The 19,237-nt window shown below is 68.3% G+C and carries 18 protein-coding genes and 1 pseudogene; 6 read left to right on the top strand and 13 right to left on the bottom strand.

Translation table 11 applies throughout. The annotated features are described in order from the left end of the window. Positions 1-30: 30 nt before the first annotated feature. Entirely contained in the window at positions 31-1,455 is a 1,425-nt protein-coding gene (locus AC1DXI_RS02850) for a M1 family metallopeptidase (RefSeq protein ID WP_476937342.1), read from the top strand. 132 nt (positions 1,456-1,587) lie between these two features. On the opposite strand, the gene AC1DXI_RS02845 is transcribed toward AC1DXI_RS02850, so the two are convergent. From AC1DXI_RS02845 to pheS, 3 genes are read right to left on the bottom strand one after another with little or no spacing between them, the layout of a single operon-like run. Next, positions 1,588-2,328, bottom strand: a complete 741-nt coding sequence (locus AC1DXI_RS02845; RefSeq protein WP_476937341.1) for a 4'-phosphopantetheinyl transferase family protein — start codon at positions 2,326-2,328, stop codon at positions 1,588-1,590. Positions 2,329-2,373: 45 nt separating this feature from the next. Beyond that, positions 2,374-4,917: a phenylalanine--tRNA ligase subunit beta gene (gene pheT / locus AC1DXI_RS02840; protein ID WP_476937340.1), complete on the bottom strand. Its 2,544-nt coding sequence runs from the start codon at positions 4,915-4,917 to the stop codon at positions 2,374-2,376. A gap of 2 nt (positions 4,918-4,919) precedes the next feature. Next, positions 4,920-5,981, bottom strand: a complete 1,062-nt coding sequence (gene pheS, locus AC1DXI_RS02835) for a phenylalanine--tRNA ligase subunit alpha (RefSeq protein WP_476937339.1) — start codon at positions 5,979-5,981, stop codon at positions 4,920-4,922. Positions 5,982-6,240: 259 nt separating this feature from the next. Here pheS and AC1DXI_RS02830 point away from each other — a divergent pair, with 259 nt between their 5' ends. Then, on the top strand, positions 6,241-6,711 hold the full coding sequence (locus tag AC1DXI_RS02830) for a hypothetical protein (protein ID WP_476937338.1): 471 nt from the start codon (positions 6,241-6,243) through the stop codon (positions 6,709-6,711). A 1-nt stretch (position 6,712) separates the two neighbouring features. After that, entirely contained in the window at positions 6,713-7,351 is a 639-nt protein-coding gene (locus AC1DXI_RS02825) for an SIMPL domain-containing protein (protein WP_476937337.1), read from the top strand. An 83-nt stretch (positions 7,352-7,434) separates the two neighbouring features. Here the strand turns inward: AC1DXI_RS02825 and pcp are convergent, their stop codons facing one another. Further along, the gene (gene pcp / locus AC1DXI_RS02820; RefSeq protein ID WP_476937336.1) at positions 7,435-8,076 is read right to left on the bottom strand and encodes a pyroglutamyl-peptidase I; all 642 of its coding nucleotides are present in this window, start codon (positions 8,074-8,076) and stop codon (positions 7,435-7,437) included. A gap of 97 nt (positions 8,077-8,173) precedes the next feature. Between pcp and AC1DXI_RS02815 the strand changes: the two genes are divergently transcribed. Beyond that, complete coding sequence (locus AC1DXI_RS02815) at positions 8,174-9,343, top strand: Rv2578c family radical SAM protein (RefSeq protein WP_476937335.1); 1,170 nt, start codon at positions 8,174-8,176, stop codon at positions 9,341-9,343. Between the two features lie 19 nt (positions 9,344-9,362). Here the strand turns inward: AC1DXI_RS02815 and AC1DXI_RS02810 are convergent, their stop codons facing one another. The 4 genes from AC1DXI_RS02810 to AC1DXI_RS02795 all read right to left on the bottom strand — a co-directional run bounded on the left by AC1DXI_RS02810 (position 9,363) and on the right by AC1DXI_RS02795 (position 12,811). Then, complete coding sequence (locus AC1DXI_RS02810; RefSeq protein ID WP_476937334.1) at positions 9,363-10,736, bottom strand: NAD(P)(+) transhydrogenase (Re/Si-specific) subunit beta; 1,374 nt, start codon at positions 10,734-10,736, stop codon at positions 9,363-9,365. Then, a complete protein-coding gene (locus AC1DXI_RS02805; RefSeq protein WP_018774431.1) occupies positions 10,733-11,116 on the bottom strand; it encodes an NAD(P) transhydrogenase subunit alpha part 2 in 384 nt (127 codons plus the stop codon). The genes AC1DXI_RS02810 and AC1DXI_RS02805 overlap by 4 nt, the downstream gene beginning before the upstream one ends. Then, a complete protein-coding gene (locus AC1DXI_RS02800) occupies positions 11,116-12,258 on the bottom strand; it encodes an NAD(P) transhydrogenase subunit alpha (protein WP_476937333.1) in 1,143 nt (380 codons plus the stop codon). The genes AC1DXI_RS02805 and AC1DXI_RS02800 overlap by 1 nt, the downstream gene beginning before the upstream one ends. A gap of 88 nt (positions 12,259-12,346) precedes the next feature. Further along, positions 12,347-12,811, bottom strand: coding sequence for a (deoxy)nucleoside triphosphate pyrophosphohydrolase (locus tag AC1DXI_RS02795; RefSeq protein WP_476937332.1), 465 nt, complete (start codon positions 12,809-12,811; stop codon positions 12,347-12,349). Between the two features lie 195 nt (positions 12,812-13,006). On the opposite strand from AC1DXI_RS02795, the gene AC1DXI_RS02790 reads away from it, so the two are divergent. Next, positions 13,007-14,215, top strand: coding sequence for an MFS transporter (locus AC1DXI_RS02790; protein WP_018774434.1), 1,209 nt, complete (start codon positions 13,007-13,009; stop codon positions 14,213-14,215). Positions 14,216-14,431: 216 nt separating this feature from the next. Here the strand turns inward: AC1DXI_RS02790 and AC1DXI_RS02785 are convergent, their stop codons facing one another. Beyond that, a complete protein-coding gene (locus AC1DXI_RS02785; RefSeq protein ID WP_476937331.1) occupies positions 14,432-15,352 on the bottom strand; it encodes a cation diffusion facilitator family transporter in 921 nt (306 codons plus the stop codon). Between the two features lie 230 nt (positions 15,353-15,582). Between AC1DXI_RS02785 and AC1DXI_RS02780 the strand changes: the two are divergent. Continuing rightward, positions 15,583-15,831: pseudogene (locus AC1DXI_RS02780) on the top strand (GlsB/YeaQ/YmgE family stress response membrane protein); the annotation flags it as partial. 107 nt (positions 15,832-15,938) lie between these two features. Here AC1DXI_RS02780 and AC1DXI_RS02775 read toward each other — a convergent pair. The 4 genes from AC1DXI_RS02775 to infC form a co-directional block, all read right to left on the bottom strand. Then, entirely contained in the window at positions 15,939-16,835 is an 897-nt protein-coding gene (locus AC1DXI_RS02775) for a TrmH family RNA methyltransferase (RefSeq protein WP_476937330.1), read from the bottom strand. 65 nt (positions 16,836-16,900) lie between these two features. Then, a complete protein-coding gene (gene rplT / locus AC1DXI_RS02770) occupies positions 16,901-17,371 on the bottom strand; it encodes a 50S ribosomal protein L20 (protein WP_018774438.1) in 471 nt (156 codons plus the stop codon). 122 nt (positions 17,372-17,493) lie between these two features. Then, the gene (gene rpmI / locus AC1DXI_RS02765) at positions 17,494-17,688 is read right to left on the bottom strand and encodes a 50S ribosomal protein L35 (RefSeq protein WP_003798720.1); all 195 of its coding nucleotides are present in this window, start codon (positions 17,686-17,688) and stop codon (positions 17,494-17,496) included. A gap of 115 nt (positions 17,689-17,803) precedes the next feature. Further along, positions 17,804-18,919 carry a translation initiation factor IF-3 gene (gene infC / locus AC1DXI_RS02760; protein WP_476937329.1) on the bottom strand — a complete coding sequence of 372 codons (1,116 nt, stop codon included), beginning with the start codon at positions 18,917-18,919 and terminating at the stop codon, positions 17,804-17,806. Positions 18,920-19,237 lie beyond the last annotated feature (318 nt).

Here is a 19,237-nt window from a genome sequence, read left to right as displayed (position 1 = left end):
CCACCAGCACCACAACCGAAGGTCCGTCCATTGAGCACCAGCGCACCAAGCAGCAGCGGCGCCGCCGCCCACGGGGACATCAGCGGGGAAATCAGCCGCGAAATCAGCCGGGCCACCTCCCCGGAAGCCGGCGCCCCGGACCCCTATATGCCCGGCCATGGGACCAACGCCTACCGCGTCACCCGGTATGAACTCGATCTGGACTACCGGGTCAGCAGCAACCGCCTTGCCGGGCACGCCGTCCTGCACGCCATCACACAGCTCCCGACGTCGGCGATCGTCCTGGACCTGGCCGGCTTGCGGGCCACCAAGATTCAGCTCAACGGCCGCAGGGTACGCCGGTTCACCCAGCGGGCCGAGCAGCTCGTTGTCTACCCCGACAATCCGCTGCTCGCCGCTGAGGCCTTCACCTTGGACATCCGCTACGAGGGCTACCCCTCGCCGCGACGCGGCGTGTGGGGCGAAGTGGGCTGGGAAGAGCTCTCCGATGGTGTGCTGGTCGCCGGGCAGCCCAACGGCGCAGCCTCCTGGTTTCCGTGCAATGACCACCCGCGGGACAAAGCGAGCTACCTCATCACGGTGACCACCGACGCGAACTACCGGGCCGTGTGCAACGGCGTGATGCTCTCCCGCACCAGCAGGGCCAGCCGCGAGACCTGGGTTTTTGAGCAGGCCGAGCCCATGGCCACCTACCTGGCGACGGTCCAGATCGGCCGTTATGAGCTCCTGACGCTCAATGCCGAGCGGCCCTCAGGGCACGTTCCGCAGTATGTGGCCGTGCCGGCGTCGCTGCAGGCGGGCGCCCGGGCCGCCCTGGCCCGCCAGCCCGACATGATGCGGACCTTCACCAACTGCTTCGGGCCCTACCCGTTCCCGGAGTACACCGTGGTGGTCACCGACGACGTGCTGGAAATCCCGCTGGAGGCGCAGACACTGTCCATCCTGGGCCCCAACCATCTGCGGCAGGACTGGGAATCGCAGCGGATGATCGCCCACGAACTCGCTCACCAGTGGTTCGGGAACTCGCTCACCACCGCAACCTGGAAGGACATCTGGCTGCACGAGGGCTTTGCCTGCTACGCGGAATGGATCTGGTCTGAAGAGGCCGGCATTATGTCGGCGGCCGCCCGCGCGCGCGCCGCCTGGCGCAAGCTTTCCGCGGCCCCGCAGGACCTGATGGTGGGCGACCCGGGCCCGGAGCTGATGTTTGATGACCGGGTCTACAAACGCGGAGCCCTGGCCCTGCACGCCCTGCGGGTACGCTCCGGCGACCTGGCGTTCTTCGCCCTGCTGCACGACTGGACGGACCGCTTCCGTCACGGCACCGTGACGACCGCCGATTTCATCGTCGCGGCCGCCCACACCACGGGCCTGGACGCAGAGGCCCTGCTGCATCCCTGGCTGTTCGCCGACGCCCTCCCGCCGCTCCCGCAGGCAACGCCGCCCAAACTCTGAGGGCCGTGTTCTGAGGACGGTGTTTGGGGCCAAGCTCTGAGGGCGGTGTTTGGGGCCAAGCTCTGAGGGCGAAGTGCCGAGCGCGGCCGGAACCTGACGCGGCGGCCGGCCACGGACAGTGTCGAAGCAGGCTTATGGAATGACCGCGAGGGCGACGGCGGCCACGAGGTCCGCGGGCAGGCCCGTCTCTGCCGGCGGCAGGTCCCGGAGCCCGGCGCGGCCGTTCACTGTCGGCGCCAGTACGTCCAGGGTGTCCGGGGCCCTCTGCAGCCCGGTGCCCAGCATCTTGAGCCAGGCCTCCTTGCGCGCCCATAGGCGTGCCCGCCCCCGCAGCAGCGCGATGCCGTCCAGCCCGGCGAGGTGCCGTTGTTCCGCCGGGGTCAACACGACGTCGTCGAACCCGTCGAAGTCCGCCCGGGCAGGATCCTCGACGTCGATGCCCAGGCGCTGGCCCGGATCCGGGTCCACGACTCCGGCCAGAAAGGTCCAGCCGGCCGCGCGGGACAGGCTCAGCAGCAGCGGCACCTCCTCGCCCCGGAGCAGGTAGCCGGGCCGGCCGTGTGAGATGTCCGCGCCGGCGCCGCAGCGCGGACAGCTGTACCAGGCGGTGAGGTCCGACGCCGGAACGCCGAGCAGGCCGGCGGCGAACCGCCGCTGCGCGAGCCGTCCGGCCAGGAAGTCCTCCCGAGTCCGCGGGGTCATGGCCCTGGCCCGTACGAGCTCGGCCCCGTCCAGCAGGGAACGCGAGTCGCGTTCCAGCTGCAGTTCAGGGTGCAGGGCCGCGGCCCCGGGCACCCCAGGGTCGCCGGGAACACCCGGGTCGCCGGGAACGCGAAAGGGCGGGCAGGCACGCACAACAAGGTGTGATGCCATGACCCGCCCCTTCCAGATACGTCTGCGCTGTGACCAGCGCAGTTCTCAGCGCTGCACCGCTCCGAATCGTTCGTGGGCAGCGGCCACGGCACCTTCACGGGCCGCCGAGGCTTCGTCCGCCGTCAGGGTGCGGTCGTTGGCGCGGAAGCGCAGGCTGAACGCCAGCGACTTCTTGCCTTCCTCGATGCCCTTGCCTGCGTAGACGTCGAACAGCGCGACGTCTTCGAGCAGTTCGCCCGCGCCTTCGCGCAGCGCAGCCAGCACCTCGCCCGCCGGGACTTCCTGCGCCACCACCAGCGCCACGTCCTGGGTGGCCACGGGGTACGTCGAGATGTGCCGGGCCACGATCACGTCGGCAGCGGCCTCGAAGAGGGCGTCGGCGTTCAGTTCCAGCGCCACGGAACGGGCCGGCATGTCGTGCGCCGCCAGCAGCTTCGGGTGCAGCTCGCCGGCGTAGCCCACCACTTCGCCGGTGCGCAGTTCAAGCTGTGCTGCCCGGCCGGGGTGGAAGGCCTGATGCCGGCCCTGCGTGACCAGGACCTCGACGCCGAGCACGTCACCGGCGATCCGGGCAATGTCCACCGCGTCCGCCCAGTCCCAGGCCCGCGGTGCGTGGCCCGGGGCAGCAGGAGAGTCGTGCCCCGTGAGCACGGCGGCGAGGTGCAGCGGCTGGTCCGGGACGCCGTCGTACAGGCCATCGAGCACCTCGTCGCCGGGCTTGACGCCGAGCGGCGGAATCGTGGAGGTGCCAAGCTTCTCGCCCGGCAGGAACACGAGCCCGGCCTCGAAGAGGGCGAGGTCGCGGAAGCCGCGGGAGTGGTTGCGCTTGGCCACCTCGATCAGGCCCGGCAGGACGGAGGTCCGCAGGAAGCCGTGCTCCTCGCTGATCGGGTTAGCCAGCTTGAGGGCCTTGCGCGCCGCACCCTCGGCGGGGACGCCGAAGGTGTCATTGGCGGCCTTCGAGACGAACGGGTACGCCAGCACCTCGGTGAGTCCGGCGTCGGCGAGGGCCTGGATCAGGCGGCGGCGCTGCTGCTGGACGCGGGTCAGGCCACGGCCCGGGGGCGCCACGGGCAGGGTCGCCGGGATCTGGTCGTAGCCGACCAGCCGGGCGATTTCCTCGGTGAGGTCGTCCTTGGTTTCGAGGTCGTGGCGCCAGCTCGGGGCGGTCACCGTGTAGCCGTTGCCGGTCCTGGCAACGACGGCGCCGAGGTCCTCGAGCGAGGTCAGGATCTGTTCCTCGGTGAAGTTGATTCCGATCCTGGCTGCCGCGTACTCTGCCGGCAGTTCGATGGTGACGGCGTCCGGCGCGGTCCCGACGTCGGTCCCGGCCTCGTCGGCCGTTCCTCCGGCGAGTCCGACCAGCAGGTCCACTACACGCTGGGCGGCCACGTCGGCCACCTGCCAGTCCACGCCGCGTTCGAAGCGCTTGGACGCCTCCGACGGCAGCTTGTGGCGGCGGCGCGCGCGGGCGATCGAGACCTCGTCGAAGTGCGCGGCCTCGACCAGGACGTTCGTGGTGGCGTCCGAGACTTCGGTGTGGGCGCCGCCCATGACGCCGGCGATTCCGATGGGGCCGGATTCGTCCGTGATCAGCAGATCCTCGACGTCGAGCGTGCGCTCCTTGTCGTCCAGGGTGGTGATCTTCTCCCCCGCCGTGGCACGCCGGACGACGATGTCGCCGGCCAGTTTGTCCAGGTCATAGCAGTGGTTCGGCTGCCCGAGCTCGAGCATGACGTAGTTGGAGATGTCCACCGGCAGCGAGATGGACCGGATGCCGGCGAGCCGGAGGCGGGAGGTCATCCACGGCGGGGTGGGCCGGGTGGCATCCACGCCGCGCACGGTGCGGGCCACGAAACGGTCGCAGCCGGGCTTGCCGTAGATGGGGGCGTCGTCGTTGAGCTTGACGCCGTAGCCGCCGGACAGCGCCGTCGGAACCTGGACCTTGGAGACCGGGTCCGTGAACACGGTGCCGGTGGCGTGCGCGTATTCACGGGCCACACCGCGGATGGAGAAGCAGTAGCTGCGGTCAGGGGTGACGTTGATTTCGGCGGCCTGGTCGTAGAGGCCCAGCAGTTCCATCGCGTCGGTGCCCAGTTCCGGGTCGAGGCCGATCCGGGACAGCACCAGGATGCCGTCGTGGTCCTCACCGATGCCGAGTTCACGGACGGAGGCGATCATGCCGGCAGAGAGGTGCCCGTAGGTCTTGCGCGCGGAGATCCGGAAGTCGCCCGGGAGTACGGCGCCCGGGAGGGTGACCACCACCTTGTCGCCTTCCACGAAGTTGTGGGCGCCGCAGATGATGCCCTGCACGCCGGAGGGATCGATGCCGGCGCCGGTCAGGGTCTGCTCACGGCCCTCGGGGACAACCCGGACCTGGCACCAGTTGATGGTCTTGCCGTTGGACTGGGGTTCCTTGACGATGCTGAGCACCTGGCCCACCACGATCGGACCCTGGACCGAGTCCGTGGGGCGGTGGACTGCTTCTTCTTCGAGTCCGACCTTGACGAGCTCGGCCATGACGTCTTCGGCCGTTGCATCGGCCGGTACCTGCGCGAATTCGCGCAGCCAGGAAAGTGGGATACGCACTGTTAGATCTCCATCCCGAAGTGCTCGCTGAAACGTACGTCGCCTTCAATCATGTCGCGCATGTCGCCAACCTCGTTGCGGAACATGAGGGTGCGTTCGATGCCCATGCCGAAGGCAAAGCCTGAATAGATGTCCGGGTCGATGCCGGCGGCGCGCAGGACGTTGGCGTTGACCATGCCGCAGCCGCCCCACTCGATCCAGCTGGGGCCGCCCTTGGCGCCCGGGTGCCAGATATCGAGCTCCGCGGACGGCTCGGTGAACGGGAAGTAGTTGGGCCGCAGCCGGATCTGGGCTTCCGCGCCGAACATCTGGCGTGCGAAGTGCTCCAGGGTGCCGCGGAGGTCCGCCATGCTCAGCTTCTTGTCGATGGCCAGGCCCTCGAACTGGTGGAACACCGGGGTGTGCGTCGCGTCGAGCTCGTCCGTGCGGAACACCTTGCCCGGGCACAGCACATAAATGGGCAGCTCCCGTTCCAGCATGGAGCGGACCTGCACCGGCGAGGTGTGCGTGCGCATGAGCAGGTGGGCCTCGGGCGGCTCGACGAAGAACGTGTCCTGCATGTCGCGGGCGGGGTGGTCCGGCTTGAAGTTCAGGGCATCGAAGTTAAACCATTCGGACTCGACCTCGGGCCCTTCGGCGATTTCCCAGCCCATGCCGACAAAGATGTCCGCCACGCGGTCCTGCAGCGTGGACAGCGGGTGGCGTGCACCGGCCGTGCGCCGGCGCGGCGCCGCCGTGACATCCACGGTCTCTTCGACGAGGATCCGCGCGTCGTTCTCGGCCTCGAGCTGGGCCGTGCGGTCCGCGAGCGCCTTGTTGACTCGGCCCCGGGAGGCGCCCATGAGCTTGCCGGCGGCGGCCTTCTGGTCCTTGGGCAGCGCGCCGATTTCACGGTTGGCGAGGCTCAGGGCGGACTTTTCGCCGGTGTGGGCGAGGCGCACGGCCTTGAGTTCATCGAGGGTCGCGGCAGCGGCGATGGCGGCAACGGCCTGGTCTACGGCGGCGGTAATGGCGGCTTCATCCAGAGGATTCGGGACGGCTGCGTCCGGCAAAGTTTCAGTCATCTACTGTTCTTAGCTACGAGTCGGAGCATGCCAACAGGACGCGGCCGGGCGCAGGGCGCGGCGCGGGTTGTCGGCAAGGCTTGTGGTCACTGTCCCCAGTCTAGTAGACGGCCGTCGGCGGCATGGCAACGGCCGTCTCTCACGTGACGCCGCGGTCCCGGCGGCCTCTGTGGGGGCTGACGCCGGGGACATTCCCCGGGGCACGGGACATCCCGGCGGACCCCTGACCGTCGGGCACATCCCCGGCTACCATGGCCTCATGACGCCCGGACAACGGCTTCGCCAGATCGCCAACCTGCTCAACGGGTCCACCCTGCTGGGCCTGCTGCTGGCAGCCGGTGCGCGGACAACCGTCAGCTCCGGTCCGCGCGGATTGCTGATCGCGGGCCGCTACCGCTGGCGGGTGCCGTTTGCTGCGGCCTTCACGGTGGGCAACGTAATCCTCTTCCGTGCCGGACCGGAATCCGCCCGCGCCAATCCAGTACTGCTGGGACATGAGGAGCGCCACAGCACCCAATACGCCTGGTGCCTCGGGCTGCCGTTCCTGCCGCTGTACTTCATAGCCGCCGGATGGTCCCTCTGGCGCACGGGCAACCCGGGCAGCGCCAACGTCTTCGAGCGCCACGCCGGCCTGGAAGCAGGCGGCTACCCCCGGCCCGGCCTGCCCGGGACCAGCCCACACACGCACCGCAGGACGGGCGTGACCGCCCCCGAACGTTACGAGGCCTGACATGACAGACAGCCCCCGAAGCATCTCCGTTGCAGGAACCGGCAGCGCCGAGGCGGTGCCGGACCTGCTGACCGTGTCGATCGGCGTTGAATGCCGCCGCGAGACCGTGGCCGAGGCCTACAGCGAGGCCGGAACACGATCGGCCGCCATCACGGCGGAGCTCCGGCAACACGGCGTGGACAGCGCGGACCTGTCCACCTCCGGGCTGAACGTCCGGGCCGAGCTGAACTGGCAGGATGGCCGGGGCCAGACCGTGACCGGCTATCTGGCCTCCAGCACGCTCACCGTCAGGATCCGCGAGTTGTCTGCGTCCTCGCAGATCCTTGCCGCGGCGGTTGCTGCCGGCGGCGACGCCGTCCGGCTGAACGGTCTGACCCTCGGCTTCGCCGACTCCTCGGCCGTCGAGGCCCGGGCCCGGGAGGCCGCCTGGCAGGACGCCCGCACCACCGCAGAGCATTACGCCGCCCTCGCCGGAACCAGGCTGGGCAGGGTCCTGTCCCTCACCCAGCACACCGGCTTCCAGGCGCCGATCCCGGTGGCGAAGATGCAGCGGGAAGTGGCGGTGGCCTCACTCACCGTCGAGGCCGGCGAGTCGGGCGTCACCGCCACAGTCGGCGTCGTCTGGGAACTGCTGGACTGATTGTTTTGTAATTGTGGGAGCAGTTGTTTCCCGTCGCCGACGGCGGCCTGCCCCCGGCTCGGGCGCCGGATGACCGGCTGGGGCTAGTGGGTTGCGCCGGCAGGGAGCTTGAGATCCGCCGTCGTCGCCAGCGCAGTGCGCACGACGACGGCGAGCGCCGCCGCCAGCTGGGGGCCCGGCAGCGATGGGGCACTGCTTCCGGCCGGAAGCTGGGTCTCCGCGTAGGGGACGTGGACAAAGCCTCCCCTGGTGCCTGGGCGGAGCCGCAGGGCGTGCATGAGCGCGTAGAAGACATGGTTGCAGACATAGGTCCCCGCGCTCTGGGACACTTCGGCCGGGATCTGCTCCGCGGCCAACGCCGCGAGCGCCGCTTTGACGGGCAGGGACGTGAAATAGGCTGCGGGTCCGCCCGGGACCACGGGTTCGTCCACGGGCTGGTTGCCGGCATTGTCCGGAATCCGGGCGTCATCACAATTGATGGCCACCCGTTCCAGCGAGATGCGCGCCCTCCCGCCGGCCTGGCCGGTGCACAGCACAAGCTCCGGCTGGAAGCGCTCGAGGGCCTCCGCCAGCACCGTGGCCGATTCGCCAAAGACGCAGGGCAATTCCACCGCCCGGACCTCCAGCCCGTCGGATTGGAGCAGCCGCGCGGCCGAACGGGCCGCGGCCCACGACGGATTGGCCGCATCACCGCCAAATGGCTCGAACCCGGTCAGGAGAATCATCGCCCCAGCCTAGCAATGCCCACTTGCTGCTCCGCTGACTGCGCCGCCGCCGGCTGGCATCCTTGACATTTAGTCGAACATACATTCGAATGTAGGCATGAGATGGGACGCACAAGCACTTGAGCGCGGTGCCTCACCTGACACCCTTTCCGCCGATTCGCCGGCCGCCCCTGCCCTGCTGCCGCTGGCCGGGCTGGTCCGGTCCGTGTCCACTCCGGAGTTTGCCGGGATCACCTTCCATGAGGTCACCGCCAAATCGGTGCTCAACAAGGTGGTCGCCGGTTCGCGGATGCCGTTCGACTGGACCATCAACCCCTACCGCGGCTGCAGCCACGCCTGCGTCTACTGCTTCGCGCGCAAGAGCCACACGTATCTGGACTTCGACGCCGGCCTGGACTTCGACAGCCAGGTGGTGGTCAAGATCAACGCCGCCGAGGTCCTGCGCCGGGAACTGGCCAAGCCGTCCTGGCGGCACGAGCACGTGGCCCTTGGCACCAACACGGACCCGTACCAGCGCGCCGAGGGCCGCTACCAGCTGATGCCCGGCATCATCGGCGCCCTCGCCGATTCCGGCACTCCCCTGTCCATCCTCACCAAGGGCACGCTCCTGGCCCGKGACATCCCGCTGCTGAAGCATGCCGCCGCCCAGGTCCCGATCGGGGTGGGCATCTCGCTGGCCATGACCGACGAGCACCTCTCCGAAGCCGTGGAACCGGGCACGCCGGGGCCGCGGGCGCGGCTGAAGCTCATCTCCCGGCTGCGGGAGGCGGGCCTGCCCTGCGGCGTCATGGCCATGCCCATCCTGCCGTGGCTCTCAGACAGCGACGACGCCCTCAACTCCCTCTTCGGCGCCCTGGCCGCGGCCGGCGCCACAGGGGTCACGGCCGGTGCGCTCTACCTGAAGCCGGGCACCCGCGAATGGTTCATGCAGTGGATCGCCCGCGAACATCCGCAGCTGGCGGGCAAGTACCGCCGCCTGTACGGCAGCGGATCGTACGCGTCGAAGGAATACCGGGCGTGGCTGGCCGGCCGGATCCGATATTTCAAGGACCTGCACGGCTTCTCCGGCTCGCAGGGCTTCAGCCACCGGGACCTTGACGGCGGCAACGGCCGTGACGACGCCCGGGAGGAAGAAGCCCAGTACCCGGCCGGCAGCATCCCGGACACCGCCGGGCACGCACGCACAGGCCACTCCGGCGCAGCCCCTTCCGGGGCCATCCGTTCCGACACCATCCGTTCCGACGCTGCCCAGCCGATGCTGTTTTGATGCGCCGGGCAGAGTACGCCTAGAGCGCCTTGACCGCGCCGAGCACCCTGGCCAGCGAATCCTTGGCGTCCCCGAACAGGAGCGTGGTCTTGGGATCGTGCAGGAGCTCATTCTCGATGCCGGCAAACCCCGGGCGCATCGACCGCTTCAGGAACACGACCTGCTGGGCCTGCACCACCTCCAGGATCGGCATCCCGTAAATCGGCGAACCCGGGGAGGACTTGGCCGCCGGGTTGACGACGTCGTTGGCGCCGACCACCAGAACGATGTCCGTGGTCGCGAATTCGGGATTGACTTCCGCCAATTCCCGCAGGGACTCGTACGGCACGTTGGCCTCGGCCAACAGCACGTTCATGTGGCCCGGCATGCGACCCGCCACGGGGTGGATGGCGAACACGACGTCCACGCCGCGGGCGCCCAGGGCCGTGGCGAGCTCCGCCACGGTGTGCTGGCCCTGGGCCACGGCAAGCCCGTAGCCGGGAACGATCACCACGCGCTGGGCGTAGCCGAGCTGGACAGCAATGTCCTCCGGGGACGAGGAACGCACAGGCCGGTCGCTCAGGGCGGTGGATCCCGCCGTCGAGCCGCCCTTGAACGCCCCGAACATGATTCCGCCGACTCCGCGGCCCATGGCCGAGGCCATGACCTTGGTCAGGATGGTGCCGCTCGCGCCCACGAGCGTCCCGGCGACCAGCAGCAGGACATTGCCCAGGACCACGCCGGACGCCGCCACCGCCAGCCCCGTGAACGCGTTCAGCAGGGAGATTACAATCGGCACGTCCGCCCCACCCACGGGCAGCACCAGGAGCAGCCCGGCGGCGAGACTCAGGCCCAGCAGCGCGAGCGAGAAGCCAAGCGACCCGGTCAGGACCACCAGCGCTCCGGAGACGACCGCCCCCAGCAGGACGGCACCCATGACCCAGGGCATGCCGGGGAACAGCAGCGGGCGGGTGCTGATGAGTTCCTGCAGCTTGCCCACGGTCACCGCGGAGCCGGCGAAGGACACGGCGCCCACCAGCATGGTGAAGACCACGGCCAGGCGGACCCATGGGTCATCCTGGTGGCCGAGTTCCAGTACGGCGACGAGCGCCGCGGCCCCGCCTCCGACGCCGTTGAAGAGCGCCACGAGTTGGGGCATCTGGGTCATCTGCACCCGGCGGGCCACGGGGACGGCCAGCGCGGCGCCCACGGCGATGGCCACGAGGATGAGCGGAATATTTTCCAGCCGTACCGAGAAGAACACGGTGACGACGGCGAGGAGCGCCCCGGCCGCGCCGATGGCGTTGCCGCGGCGGGCGGTGCGGGGCGAGCTGAGGCCCTTCAGCGCCAGGATGAAGCAGACGGCGGCCACAAGGTAGAGCAGGGCTGTCCATTCGGGGCTCAGCAGGCTCATCTGGACTCCCCCGCCGCGCCGGCGGAGCCCCCCTCGCCGGGGTGCCCTTCACCCGCCGTTCCGCCAGCTTTGGTGGCCCCGGTTGAGGCGGGAATGCGTGCCCGCTTGTGGGCGCTAAACATCTCCAGCATCCGGTCCGTGACCACAAAGCCGCCCACCAGGTTGACGGTGGCCAGGACGACGGCCAGGAGCGCGATGCCGAGCACCCAGGGGTCACTGGCCTGTCCGGCCACGATGATGGCGCCGACCAAAATGATGCCGTGGATGGCGTTGGCCCCGGACATGAGCGGTGTGTGCAGCTTGCTGGTGACCTTGGAAACCACTTCGAAGCCAACGAACACCGCAAGCACCACCACGGTCAACAACGCGATCGGGCCCATCATGCCTCCCTTTCCAATGCTTCCGCGGTGGGGGCATGCCGCACCGTGCCGCCGTGGGTCAGGCACGTTCCGGCGACCACGTCGTCGTTGAAGTCCGGGGCCACCGCACCGCAGTCGGTCATGAGCGCGAGGAAGTTGCTGACGTTCCGGGCAAAAAGACGGGACGCATCCGAGGGCATGGCGGATGCCGCGTCCTGCAGGCCCACGAGCGTGACCGATCCGCCGTCGACCGGCACCTGCACGTCCTGGCCGGCGATCACGCCTTCGACGTTGCCTCCGGACTCGGCGGCGAGGTCGACGACGACGGATCCGGCCCGCATGCTCGCCACCATGGCGGTGGTCACCAGCAAGGGAGCCGCCCGGCCGGGGATGGCCGCCGTCGTGATCAGGACGTCCGCCGCCGCGACGTGCGGGGCCAGGAGGCTGCGCTGGCGTTGCGCCCGGTCCTCGCCGAGGGCACGGGCGTAGCCTCCGGTTCCTTCTGCCGCTGCATCGATGTCCAGGTTGATGAAAGTGCCACCCATCGATGCGACTTCCTCGGCGGAGGCGGCCCGGATGTCGTTGGCCGAGACCCGGGCGCCGAGCCGTTTCGCCGTGCCGATCGCCTGCAGCCCGGCGACACCGGCTCCAAGGACCAACACCCGCGCCGGCGGGATGGTACCGGCGGCGGTCATGTAGAGCGGGAAGAACCGCGGGTAGCGGACGGCCGCTTCCAGCACGGCGCGGTAACCGGTGACCAGGGACTGCGAGCTGAGCGCATCCATGGACTGTGCCCGGGAGATCCGCGGAAGCAGTTCCAGGGCGAACGAGGTGGTTCCGGCGGCGGCGAGTGCCCGCACGGTGGGCAGTTCCGAGGACGGCGACGCCAGCCCGATCGTGACCGTGCCGGGCCGCAGCCGGGCCGCGGCCTCCGGGGTGAGCGGGCGGACATGCAGCAGGACGTCCAGGGCCTCCAACGGGAGCTCGGAGATCACCGTCGCGCCGGCCTCCTTGAAGGCGGCGTCGGCGTAGCCTGCTTCGGTACCGGCGCCGCCCTCCACCAGGAGATGGAGCCCGAGGGCTGTCAGCTGCTGGACCGTCTCCGGCGTGGCTGCGACGCGGCGTTCTCCGGCTCGCTGCTCTCGTCCGACACCGACCTGCACGGGCCACTCCTCTCGACTGGGATCAGAGTAGGCACATGGCTGACGGTTTGGCGAGAGGCGGGCTTCCGAAGCCCGCCGGCGAGTCCGGTCAGCGGCCCAGTCCGGCTCCCACTCCCAGCGGCCCGGTGGCCTGCACTGCCGCCAGGAGGGCCTCGACGATGGGGAAGTCCGCCGGGATCCACGGCAGGTCCAGGACCTCTGAAGGGTTGCGGAGGTCGAGCCAGCGCAGTTCGTCGTGGTCCTCCAGCGGCCGGGGTTCTCCCTGCGCGAGTTCCGCGAACCAGACCCTCATCGCCGCCTTCGCGTTCAGCGGCCAGCCCGTGGCGGTTTCCGCGGGCAGCTCCGCTCCGAGCCGCACCAGCACGCCCAGTTCTTCCCGGAGCTCACGGTGCAGGGCGTCCTCGGCTGCCTCGCCGGGTTCCACCTTTCCGCCCGGGAACTCCCACATTCCGGCAAACTGCGGCGGCGCCGTGCGCCGTGCCGCTAGGAGCATGCCCGGTTGGGCCAGGGAGTCCACTACTGCGCCGCCAACGACGCCAATGAGTCCAGTCACGCCCACAAGTCTAAGGCTGGCGCAGGGTCCGGCGTCGGGGACCGGGGGCCGGGAGCCGGCCCTGGTAGGGGACAATGGTGGAGGCGGCCGTCCGGACACCCTGCGGAATATTCGGCGCCCCCTCCCCGTTCTTTAAAGCATATTTATCTGTCCGATCCCTCCGGCTTCTCCCGGAAAATCTCTCCGAAAAGACGAATGACAACCACCACACACGCCCCGGCACCGTCCAAGACCGGCACCCGTCACGTTGCGCTGGCCATCATTGCCCTGGCGATGGGCGGCTTTGGCATCGGCACCACGGAATTCACCATGATGGGCCTGCTCAAGGAGATCGAACAGGGCCTGAACATCAGCACGCCCGAGGCAGGTCACCTGATTTCGGCCTACGCCCTCGGCGTCGTGATCGGTGCGCCGGTGCTGGCCGCCGTCGGGGCCAAACTCCCGCGGAAGTATCTGGCCCTGGGGCTCATGCTCTTCTTCAGCATCGCCAACCTCAGTTCCTTCCTCGCCCCGGACTACGGCTCCATGCTGGTGTCCCGGTTCGCCGCGGGGCTGCCCCACGGCGCCTTCTTCGGGGTCGCGGCCGTGATTGCCGCCTCCCTGGTGGCGCCGACCAAACGGGGCTGGGCCATTTCGATGGTCATGGCCGGGCTGACGGTGTCCAACGTCATCGGCGTCCCCTTCGCCACCTGGCTGGGCCAGAACTACGGGTGGCGGCTGCTGTTCCTGCTGGTCGGCCTGATCGGCATCATTACGCTCTTCATGCTGTGGAAGTTCGTCCCGTTCCAGAAACCGCACGCAGATGCCAGCTTCCGCCGTGAGCTCGGCGCGCTCAAGCGGCTGCAGGTGTGGCTTGCCATCCTGGTCGGCATCGTCGGCTTCGGTGGCTTCTTCGCGACCTACACCTACATTGCGCACACCATGACCTCGGTCGCCGGCCTCCCGGCGCCCTGGCTGCCGCTGGTCGTGGCGCTGTACGGCGTGGGCATGGTGGCGGGCAACATCGTTGGCGGCCGGATTGCCGACAAGTCCGTCATGGGCACGATTTACTGGGTGCTGCCCGGCACGGCCGTGGCGCTCGTGGTTTATGCCGTGGGCGTCCACTGGGCCTGGTCCGCACTGGTCATGGTGTTCGTCGTTGGCGCTGCCGGGTCCATGCTGGTCCCGGCCCTGCAGACCAGGCTGCTGGATGCGTCCCCGGACGCACCGTCGCTGGCCTCCTCGCTGAACCATGCGGCGCTCAACGTGGCCAACGCCCTGGGCGCCTTCCTGGGCGGCCTGGTGATCGCCTGGGGCTGGGGCTACGTCGCGCCCGCGCTCGTGGGCGCCGTCCTGGCCGTGCTGGGGCTCGGGGTCGCCGCCATCAGCGGCGCCGTGGAACGCAGGCGGCCGCTGGCCTCCTAGCCGCCCCGCCGCCGCGGAACAACGGCCGCCTCACAACAGCAGCGGCAACAGCAGCGGCAACAGCAGCGGCAACAGCCCGCAGATGCTCCAAAAGAACAGCAGTCCTGTCCGGTGATGCACCGGGCAGGACTGCTGTTTTGTCGGGGGGGGCTGCCGTTCTATCCGGCGGCCGCCATCCTCCCTAGGGGCTTCCGTTCTGCCTATAGGCCGGGCGGCTCAGGGGGCGCTGACCCGCTGCACGTCCGGTTCCAGGTAGATGACCCGGGCAATCGGGACGGCTTCGCGGACCCGGACCTCCGCGTCATCAATCGCCTTCGCAATGTCCTGGCCCGAGTCCGAACTCCCGATGTTGATCTTGGCCGCCACCAGCAGCTCCTCGGGGCCAAGGTGCATGGTCTTGAGGTGAATGATGCTGGTGCCGCCGGCCTCGATCGCGCTGCGAATCTTGGCGACGTCATCGCGGGTGGCCGACTCGCCCAGCAGCAGGGACTTGGTTTCCATGGCCAGCACCACGGCGATCGCCACGAGCAGCAAACCGATCATCGCGGTGCCGAGGGCGTCCCAGATGCCGTTTCCGGTCAGGATCGTCAGGCCCACGCCGAACAGCGCGAACACCAGGCCCACGAGGGCGCCGAAGTCCTCGAGCAGGATCACCGGGAGTTCCGGCTGCTTGGCGTTGCGGATGAACTTAACCCAGCTCTGCTTCCCGCGGAGGGGGTTGGATTCCATGATCGCTGTCCGGAACGAGAAGGACTCGGCGATGATCGCACCGACCAGGACGGCCAGCGGCACCCACCAGAAGTCCCCTTCGATGGCGTGCGGGTGCTGGATTTTTCCCCAGGCCTCATACAGCGCGAACAGGCCGCCGACGCTGAACAGCACAATCGAGACAATGAAGGCGTAGATGTACCGCTCGCGGCCGTAGCCGAACGGGTGCTCGGGGCTGGCTTCCCGCTGCGCGCGCTTGCCGCCGAGCAGGAGCAGCAGCTGGTTACCGGAGTCTGCGATGGAGTGAATCGCCTCGGCCAGCATGGACGAGGACAGCGTCAGAAAGTAGGCGACGAACTTCAAAACGGCGATGGTCAGGTTTGCGGCCAGTGCCGCGAGAATCGCCTTGGTACCGCCATTTGCAGCCACTTGAGCTTCTCCTTGAGGGGTTCGTCCGGGGTGTACGCGAACACTGGAAGAACCCAGCGCCCACAAGGAATACCGTACCCGTTTCCGGGCCGCCGCCGAACCGCGGCAAGGACCGACGCTGCCACGTAACGATTGAGCAGTCCCCTGCTGACAAGCAATCCGCCCTATGTTAGCTTGAAGCCATACTCGGGATTCACAATTTGGATGCCGACGAATATGTAGGAGGAGACATGGGCTTTCTTGGCTGGATCATTCTCGGACTCATAGTAGGTGCAATCGTCAAGGCAGTCTTGCCCGGCAGGGTCGGTGGCGGCTGGGTTACCAGCCTCGTGCTCGGCGTCGTCGGCGCAATTGTCGGCGGCTGGATCGGGGACCTGCTGTTCGGCGGCGGCAAGATGGAATTCTGGAATCTCGGTTCCTGGCTCCTGGCCATCGTCGGTGGCCTCGCGGCCGCACTCATCTACGGCGCCATCAGGGGGGGCCCACAATGGGGGGGGCCCCGCCGTTCGTTTGGCCTGCTTTTCGGCACGGATTCCTGCCGGAGACCTGCCAGTTTCCTGCAGAGCCCCTTTCCTGCAGAGCCCCTCTAGGGCGCCTGCTGGGAGCGGGCGCTGGCGTACAGGCAGACGGTGGCTGCGGTGCCGAGGTTCAGGCTTTCCGCTGACCCATAGACCGGCACGGCCACCCGGTGGTCGGCCAGGGCGATCTCGTCCTCGGACAGGCCCTGGGCCTCGTTGCCGAAGAGCCAGGCGGTGGGCTGTTCCAGTGCGTAGACCGATTCGGCGGCGGAGGCCCCCAGACGGCGGGCCGCGTTCTCATCCTGGAGACGGTCAAGGTCCAGCTGTCCCTTGCCGTCCGCGGCCAGGACGCCGACGCCGCGTTCTTTGCAGCGGGCCACGACCTCCTCGACCTCCGCGCCGAGGACAACGGGCAGATGGAACAGGGAACCCGCCGTCGAACGCACGGCCTTGGGGTTGTAGATGTCCACGCTCGAGCCGGTCAGGATGACGGCGTCGGCGCCGGCGGCGTCGGCCGCCCGCAGCACCGTTCCGGCGTTGCCGGGGTCACGGACCTGGCACAGGACGGCAATCAGCCGCGGTCCGGCGTCGAGCACCTGCTCAAGGCTGACGTCCAGGAAGCCGCAGACGGCGACGATGCCCTGTGGGGTGACGGTGTCCGCCATCGCTGCGATCACTTCGTCGGTGGCAAGGTGCGCGTGGGTTCCCTCGGCCAGCTGCTCCAGCTCCGGGTGGCGGTCCAGGCAGGCCTCGGTGGCGTACACCTCGTAGACGATGCCGGGCTCCCCCGCGGCAACCCTCTTCCGGTGCAGGACCAGGGCCTCCCGGACCGCCTGCGGGCCTTCGGCCAGGAACTCGCGACGCTTTAAACGCGCCGGGCGCCCGGCAAGCTGTGCCACCTTCCTCATCCGATCAGCTCGGGGGTTGGAAAGTGGTAAGTCTTGCGGGCGCCCGGTTTCGTTCATATAAGAACCTTAGTGGCTATTGCCGCCGGCTCTTGAACGACGCAGTTTTTCAACCGCGGCAGGAACTACTTTGCAGCCTCGGCGTCAGCCTTCTTGGCAGCAGGCTTCTTCGCGGGAGCCTTCTTGGCAGCCTTGGGGGCCGGAGCAGCCTCAGCCTGGACGGCCGGAGCGGATGTGTCGGCGGGCAGCGAGTCCTTGGCGACCTTGACCAGCGCGGCGAAGGCGTTGGCGTCGGAAACGGCAAGCTCGGCCAGCATACGGCGGTCAACCTCAACCTCAGCGGCCTTCAGGCCCTGGATCAGACGGTTGTAGGTCAGGCCGTTGGCGCGGGATGCAGCGTTGATGCGCTGGATCCAAAGACGGCGGAAGTCGCCCTTCTTCTTCTTGCGGTCACCATAGCTGTACACAAACGAGTGCAGCAGCTGCTCTTTTGCCTTGCGGTACAGGCGTGAACGCTGTCCGCGGTAACCCTTTGCGCGTTCGAGGATAACCCGGCGCTTCTTGTGGGCGTTAACCGCCCTCTTCACACGTGCCACGTGCGTACTCCTTAGAAAATTTCTGATCCCAAGCGTCTACTGCCGGAACGGTCCGGCTGGCCTGAGAAGCCTTTTTGGTAGTTGACTGCTGCCAGGTGGCGAACAGTCAGAGAACTTGGAACTTAGATGCCGAGCATCTTCCGGATGACCTTGGCGTCGCCCTTGAAGACGATCTTGTCGCCGGCAAGGCGACGGGTCAGCCGGGAGGACTTGTGCTCGAGGTAGTGGCGGCGGTTGGCCTGCTGGCGGCGCAGCTTGCCGGTACCGGTCAGCTTGAAGCGCTTCTTAGCACCGCTGTGGGTCTTCATCTTCGGCATGGGAACCGATCTCCTTACGTATCCGCAGAAAAGTCTGCAGCTCTTTCGTGCAGCCACCCCTGCGGGCGGCGTGCTGGTTGCCTGCTGCCGGACATTGCTGTCCGGCAGCCGTGAACTAGTTGGTCTTCTTGGTGCCAGGCTTGGCGGCTGCCCGGGGGGCGGCCGGCCGTGCGGCGGGCTTCGGCGCTGTGGGCCTCGGCACCGGCTTCGGAGCAGCAACCGGCTTCGGTGCTGCTGCCGGAGCGGCTGCCTTTTCCTCGGGAGCCTTCGCTGCCGCCGGGGCCGGAGCGGCCTTCGGAGCCGCGGGGGCCTTCGCTGCTGCAGGCTTCTCGGCTGCCTTCGGAGCCGCGGGAGCCTTCGCTGCTGCAGGCTTCTCGGCCGCCTTCGGAGCCGCGGGAGCCTTCGCTGCTGCAGGCTCCTCGGCCGCCTTCGGAGCAGCCTCCTTCGGCGCTTCCTGGGCAGGAGCCTCGTCGGCGTTGGTCTCTGCAACCTTGGTCTCTTCGGCCGGGGCCGCTTCAACCTTGGTCTCTTCGGCCGGGGCCGCTTCAACCTTGGTCTCTTCAACCTTGGCTTCTTCGACCGGGGCCTCCGTTGCGGGAGCCTCCGGCGATACGACGTAGCCTTCCGGCAGGAGGTCCGACAGCGTCTGGGTCAGCGGGGCGTTGCCACCGGAGACATCGACGCGTCCCGAGGCCTTGGCTTCGTTCTCGGCCTTGGCTTCTGCGCGCTGCGTTGCGCGGCGGGCCTCCGCCTTGGCTTCGGCCTTGTTCTTCAGCGGGCCAACCACCATGACCATGTTGCGGCCATCGATGCGCGGGCTGGACTCCACCACACCAACTTCGGCGACGTCGTCGGCGAAGCGCTGGAGCAGGCGGATGCCCATCTCGGGGCGCTGCTGCTCACGGCCGCGGAACTGGATCATGGCCTTGACCTTGTCGCCGGCACCGAGGAAGCGGAGCGCGTGGCCGCGCTTCGTTTCGTAGTCGTGGGTGTCGATCTTCAGGCGGAAACGGATTTCCTTCAGGACCGTGTTGGTCTGGTTCTTCCGGGCCTCGCGTGCCTTGACAGCGGCTTCGTACTTGTACTTGCCGAAGTCCATCAGCTTGCACACCGGAGGCTTCGCCTGCGGTGCAACTTCAACGAGATCAAGATCGGACTCGGCAGCCAAACGCAGGGCATCCTCAATACGGACAATTCCTACTTGTTCGCCTGCAGGGCCGACCAGCCGCACCTCGGGGACGCGGATACGCTCATTGATTCTTGGCTCGCTAATGTTAAAGCTCCTGTGTTCGTGAGGGGTATTCCACCGGCAAAAAGAGAAGGCCCCCAATTGCCGGAGCAATCGGAGGCCTCGAGATCGGAGCTGCCGCCCTCAATGGGGCGACATGCACTTCCTGCGGACCGGAGTCCGAGGCAGTGCCCGACCAGGTACCCGGCAACCTTGACTCCTGGATAGGAGGGGCTTCCCGAAGGAAGTTTCGCGGCTGACGCGGGTGGGAGAGAACTCCGCTTGCAAACTAAAGCCAACTCTACAGAAAGAAACCCGTTC

Source organism: Arthrobacter sp. P1_H7 (assembly GCF_056405215.1).
Note: the sequence above shows the minus strand (reverse complement) of the source record. Positions and strands in the feature narration are given on the sequence as shown.

Coding starts and splice junctions, on each gene's coding strand:
- AC1DXI_RS02845 (WP_476937341.1), bottom strand. CDS start 2,328: ATGGCATCACACCTTGTTGTGCGTGCCTGCCCGCCCTTTCGCGTTCCC.
- pheS (WP_476937339.1), bottom strand. CDS start 5,981: ATGACTGAAACTTTGCCGGACGCAGCCGTCCCGAATCCTCTGGATGAA.
- AC1DXI_RS02830 (WP_476937338.1), top strand. CDS start 6,241: ATGACGCCCGGACAACGGCTTCGCCAGATCGCCAACCTGCTCAACGGG.
- AC1DXI_RS02825 (WP_476937337.1), top strand. CDS start 6,713: ATGACAGACAGCCCCCGAAGCATCTCCGTTGCAGGAACCGGCAGCGCC.
- pcp (WP_476937336.1), bottom strand. CDS start 8,076: ATGATTCTCCTGACCGGGTTCGAGCCATTTGGCGGTGATGCGGCCAAT.
- AC1DXI_RS02810 (WP_476937334.1), bottom strand. CDS start 10,736: ATGAGCCTGCTGAGCCCCGAATGGACAGCCCTGCTCTACCTTGTGGCC.
- AC1DXI_RS02805 (WP_018774431.1), bottom strand. CDS start 11,116: ATGGGCCCGATCGCGTTGTTGACCGTGGTGGTGCTTGCGGTGTTCGTT.
- AC1DXI_RS02790 (WP_018774434.1), top strand. CDS start 13,007: ATGACAACCACCACACACGCCCCGGCACCGTCCAAGACCGGCACCCGT.
- AC1DXI_RS02775 (WP_476937330.1), bottom strand. CDS start 16,835: ATGAACGAAACCGGGCGCCCGCAAGACTTACCACTTTCCAACCCCCGA.
- rpmI (WP_003798720.1), bottom strand. CDS start 17,688: ATGCCGAAGATGAAGACCCACAGCGGTGCTAAGAAGCGCTTCAAGCTG.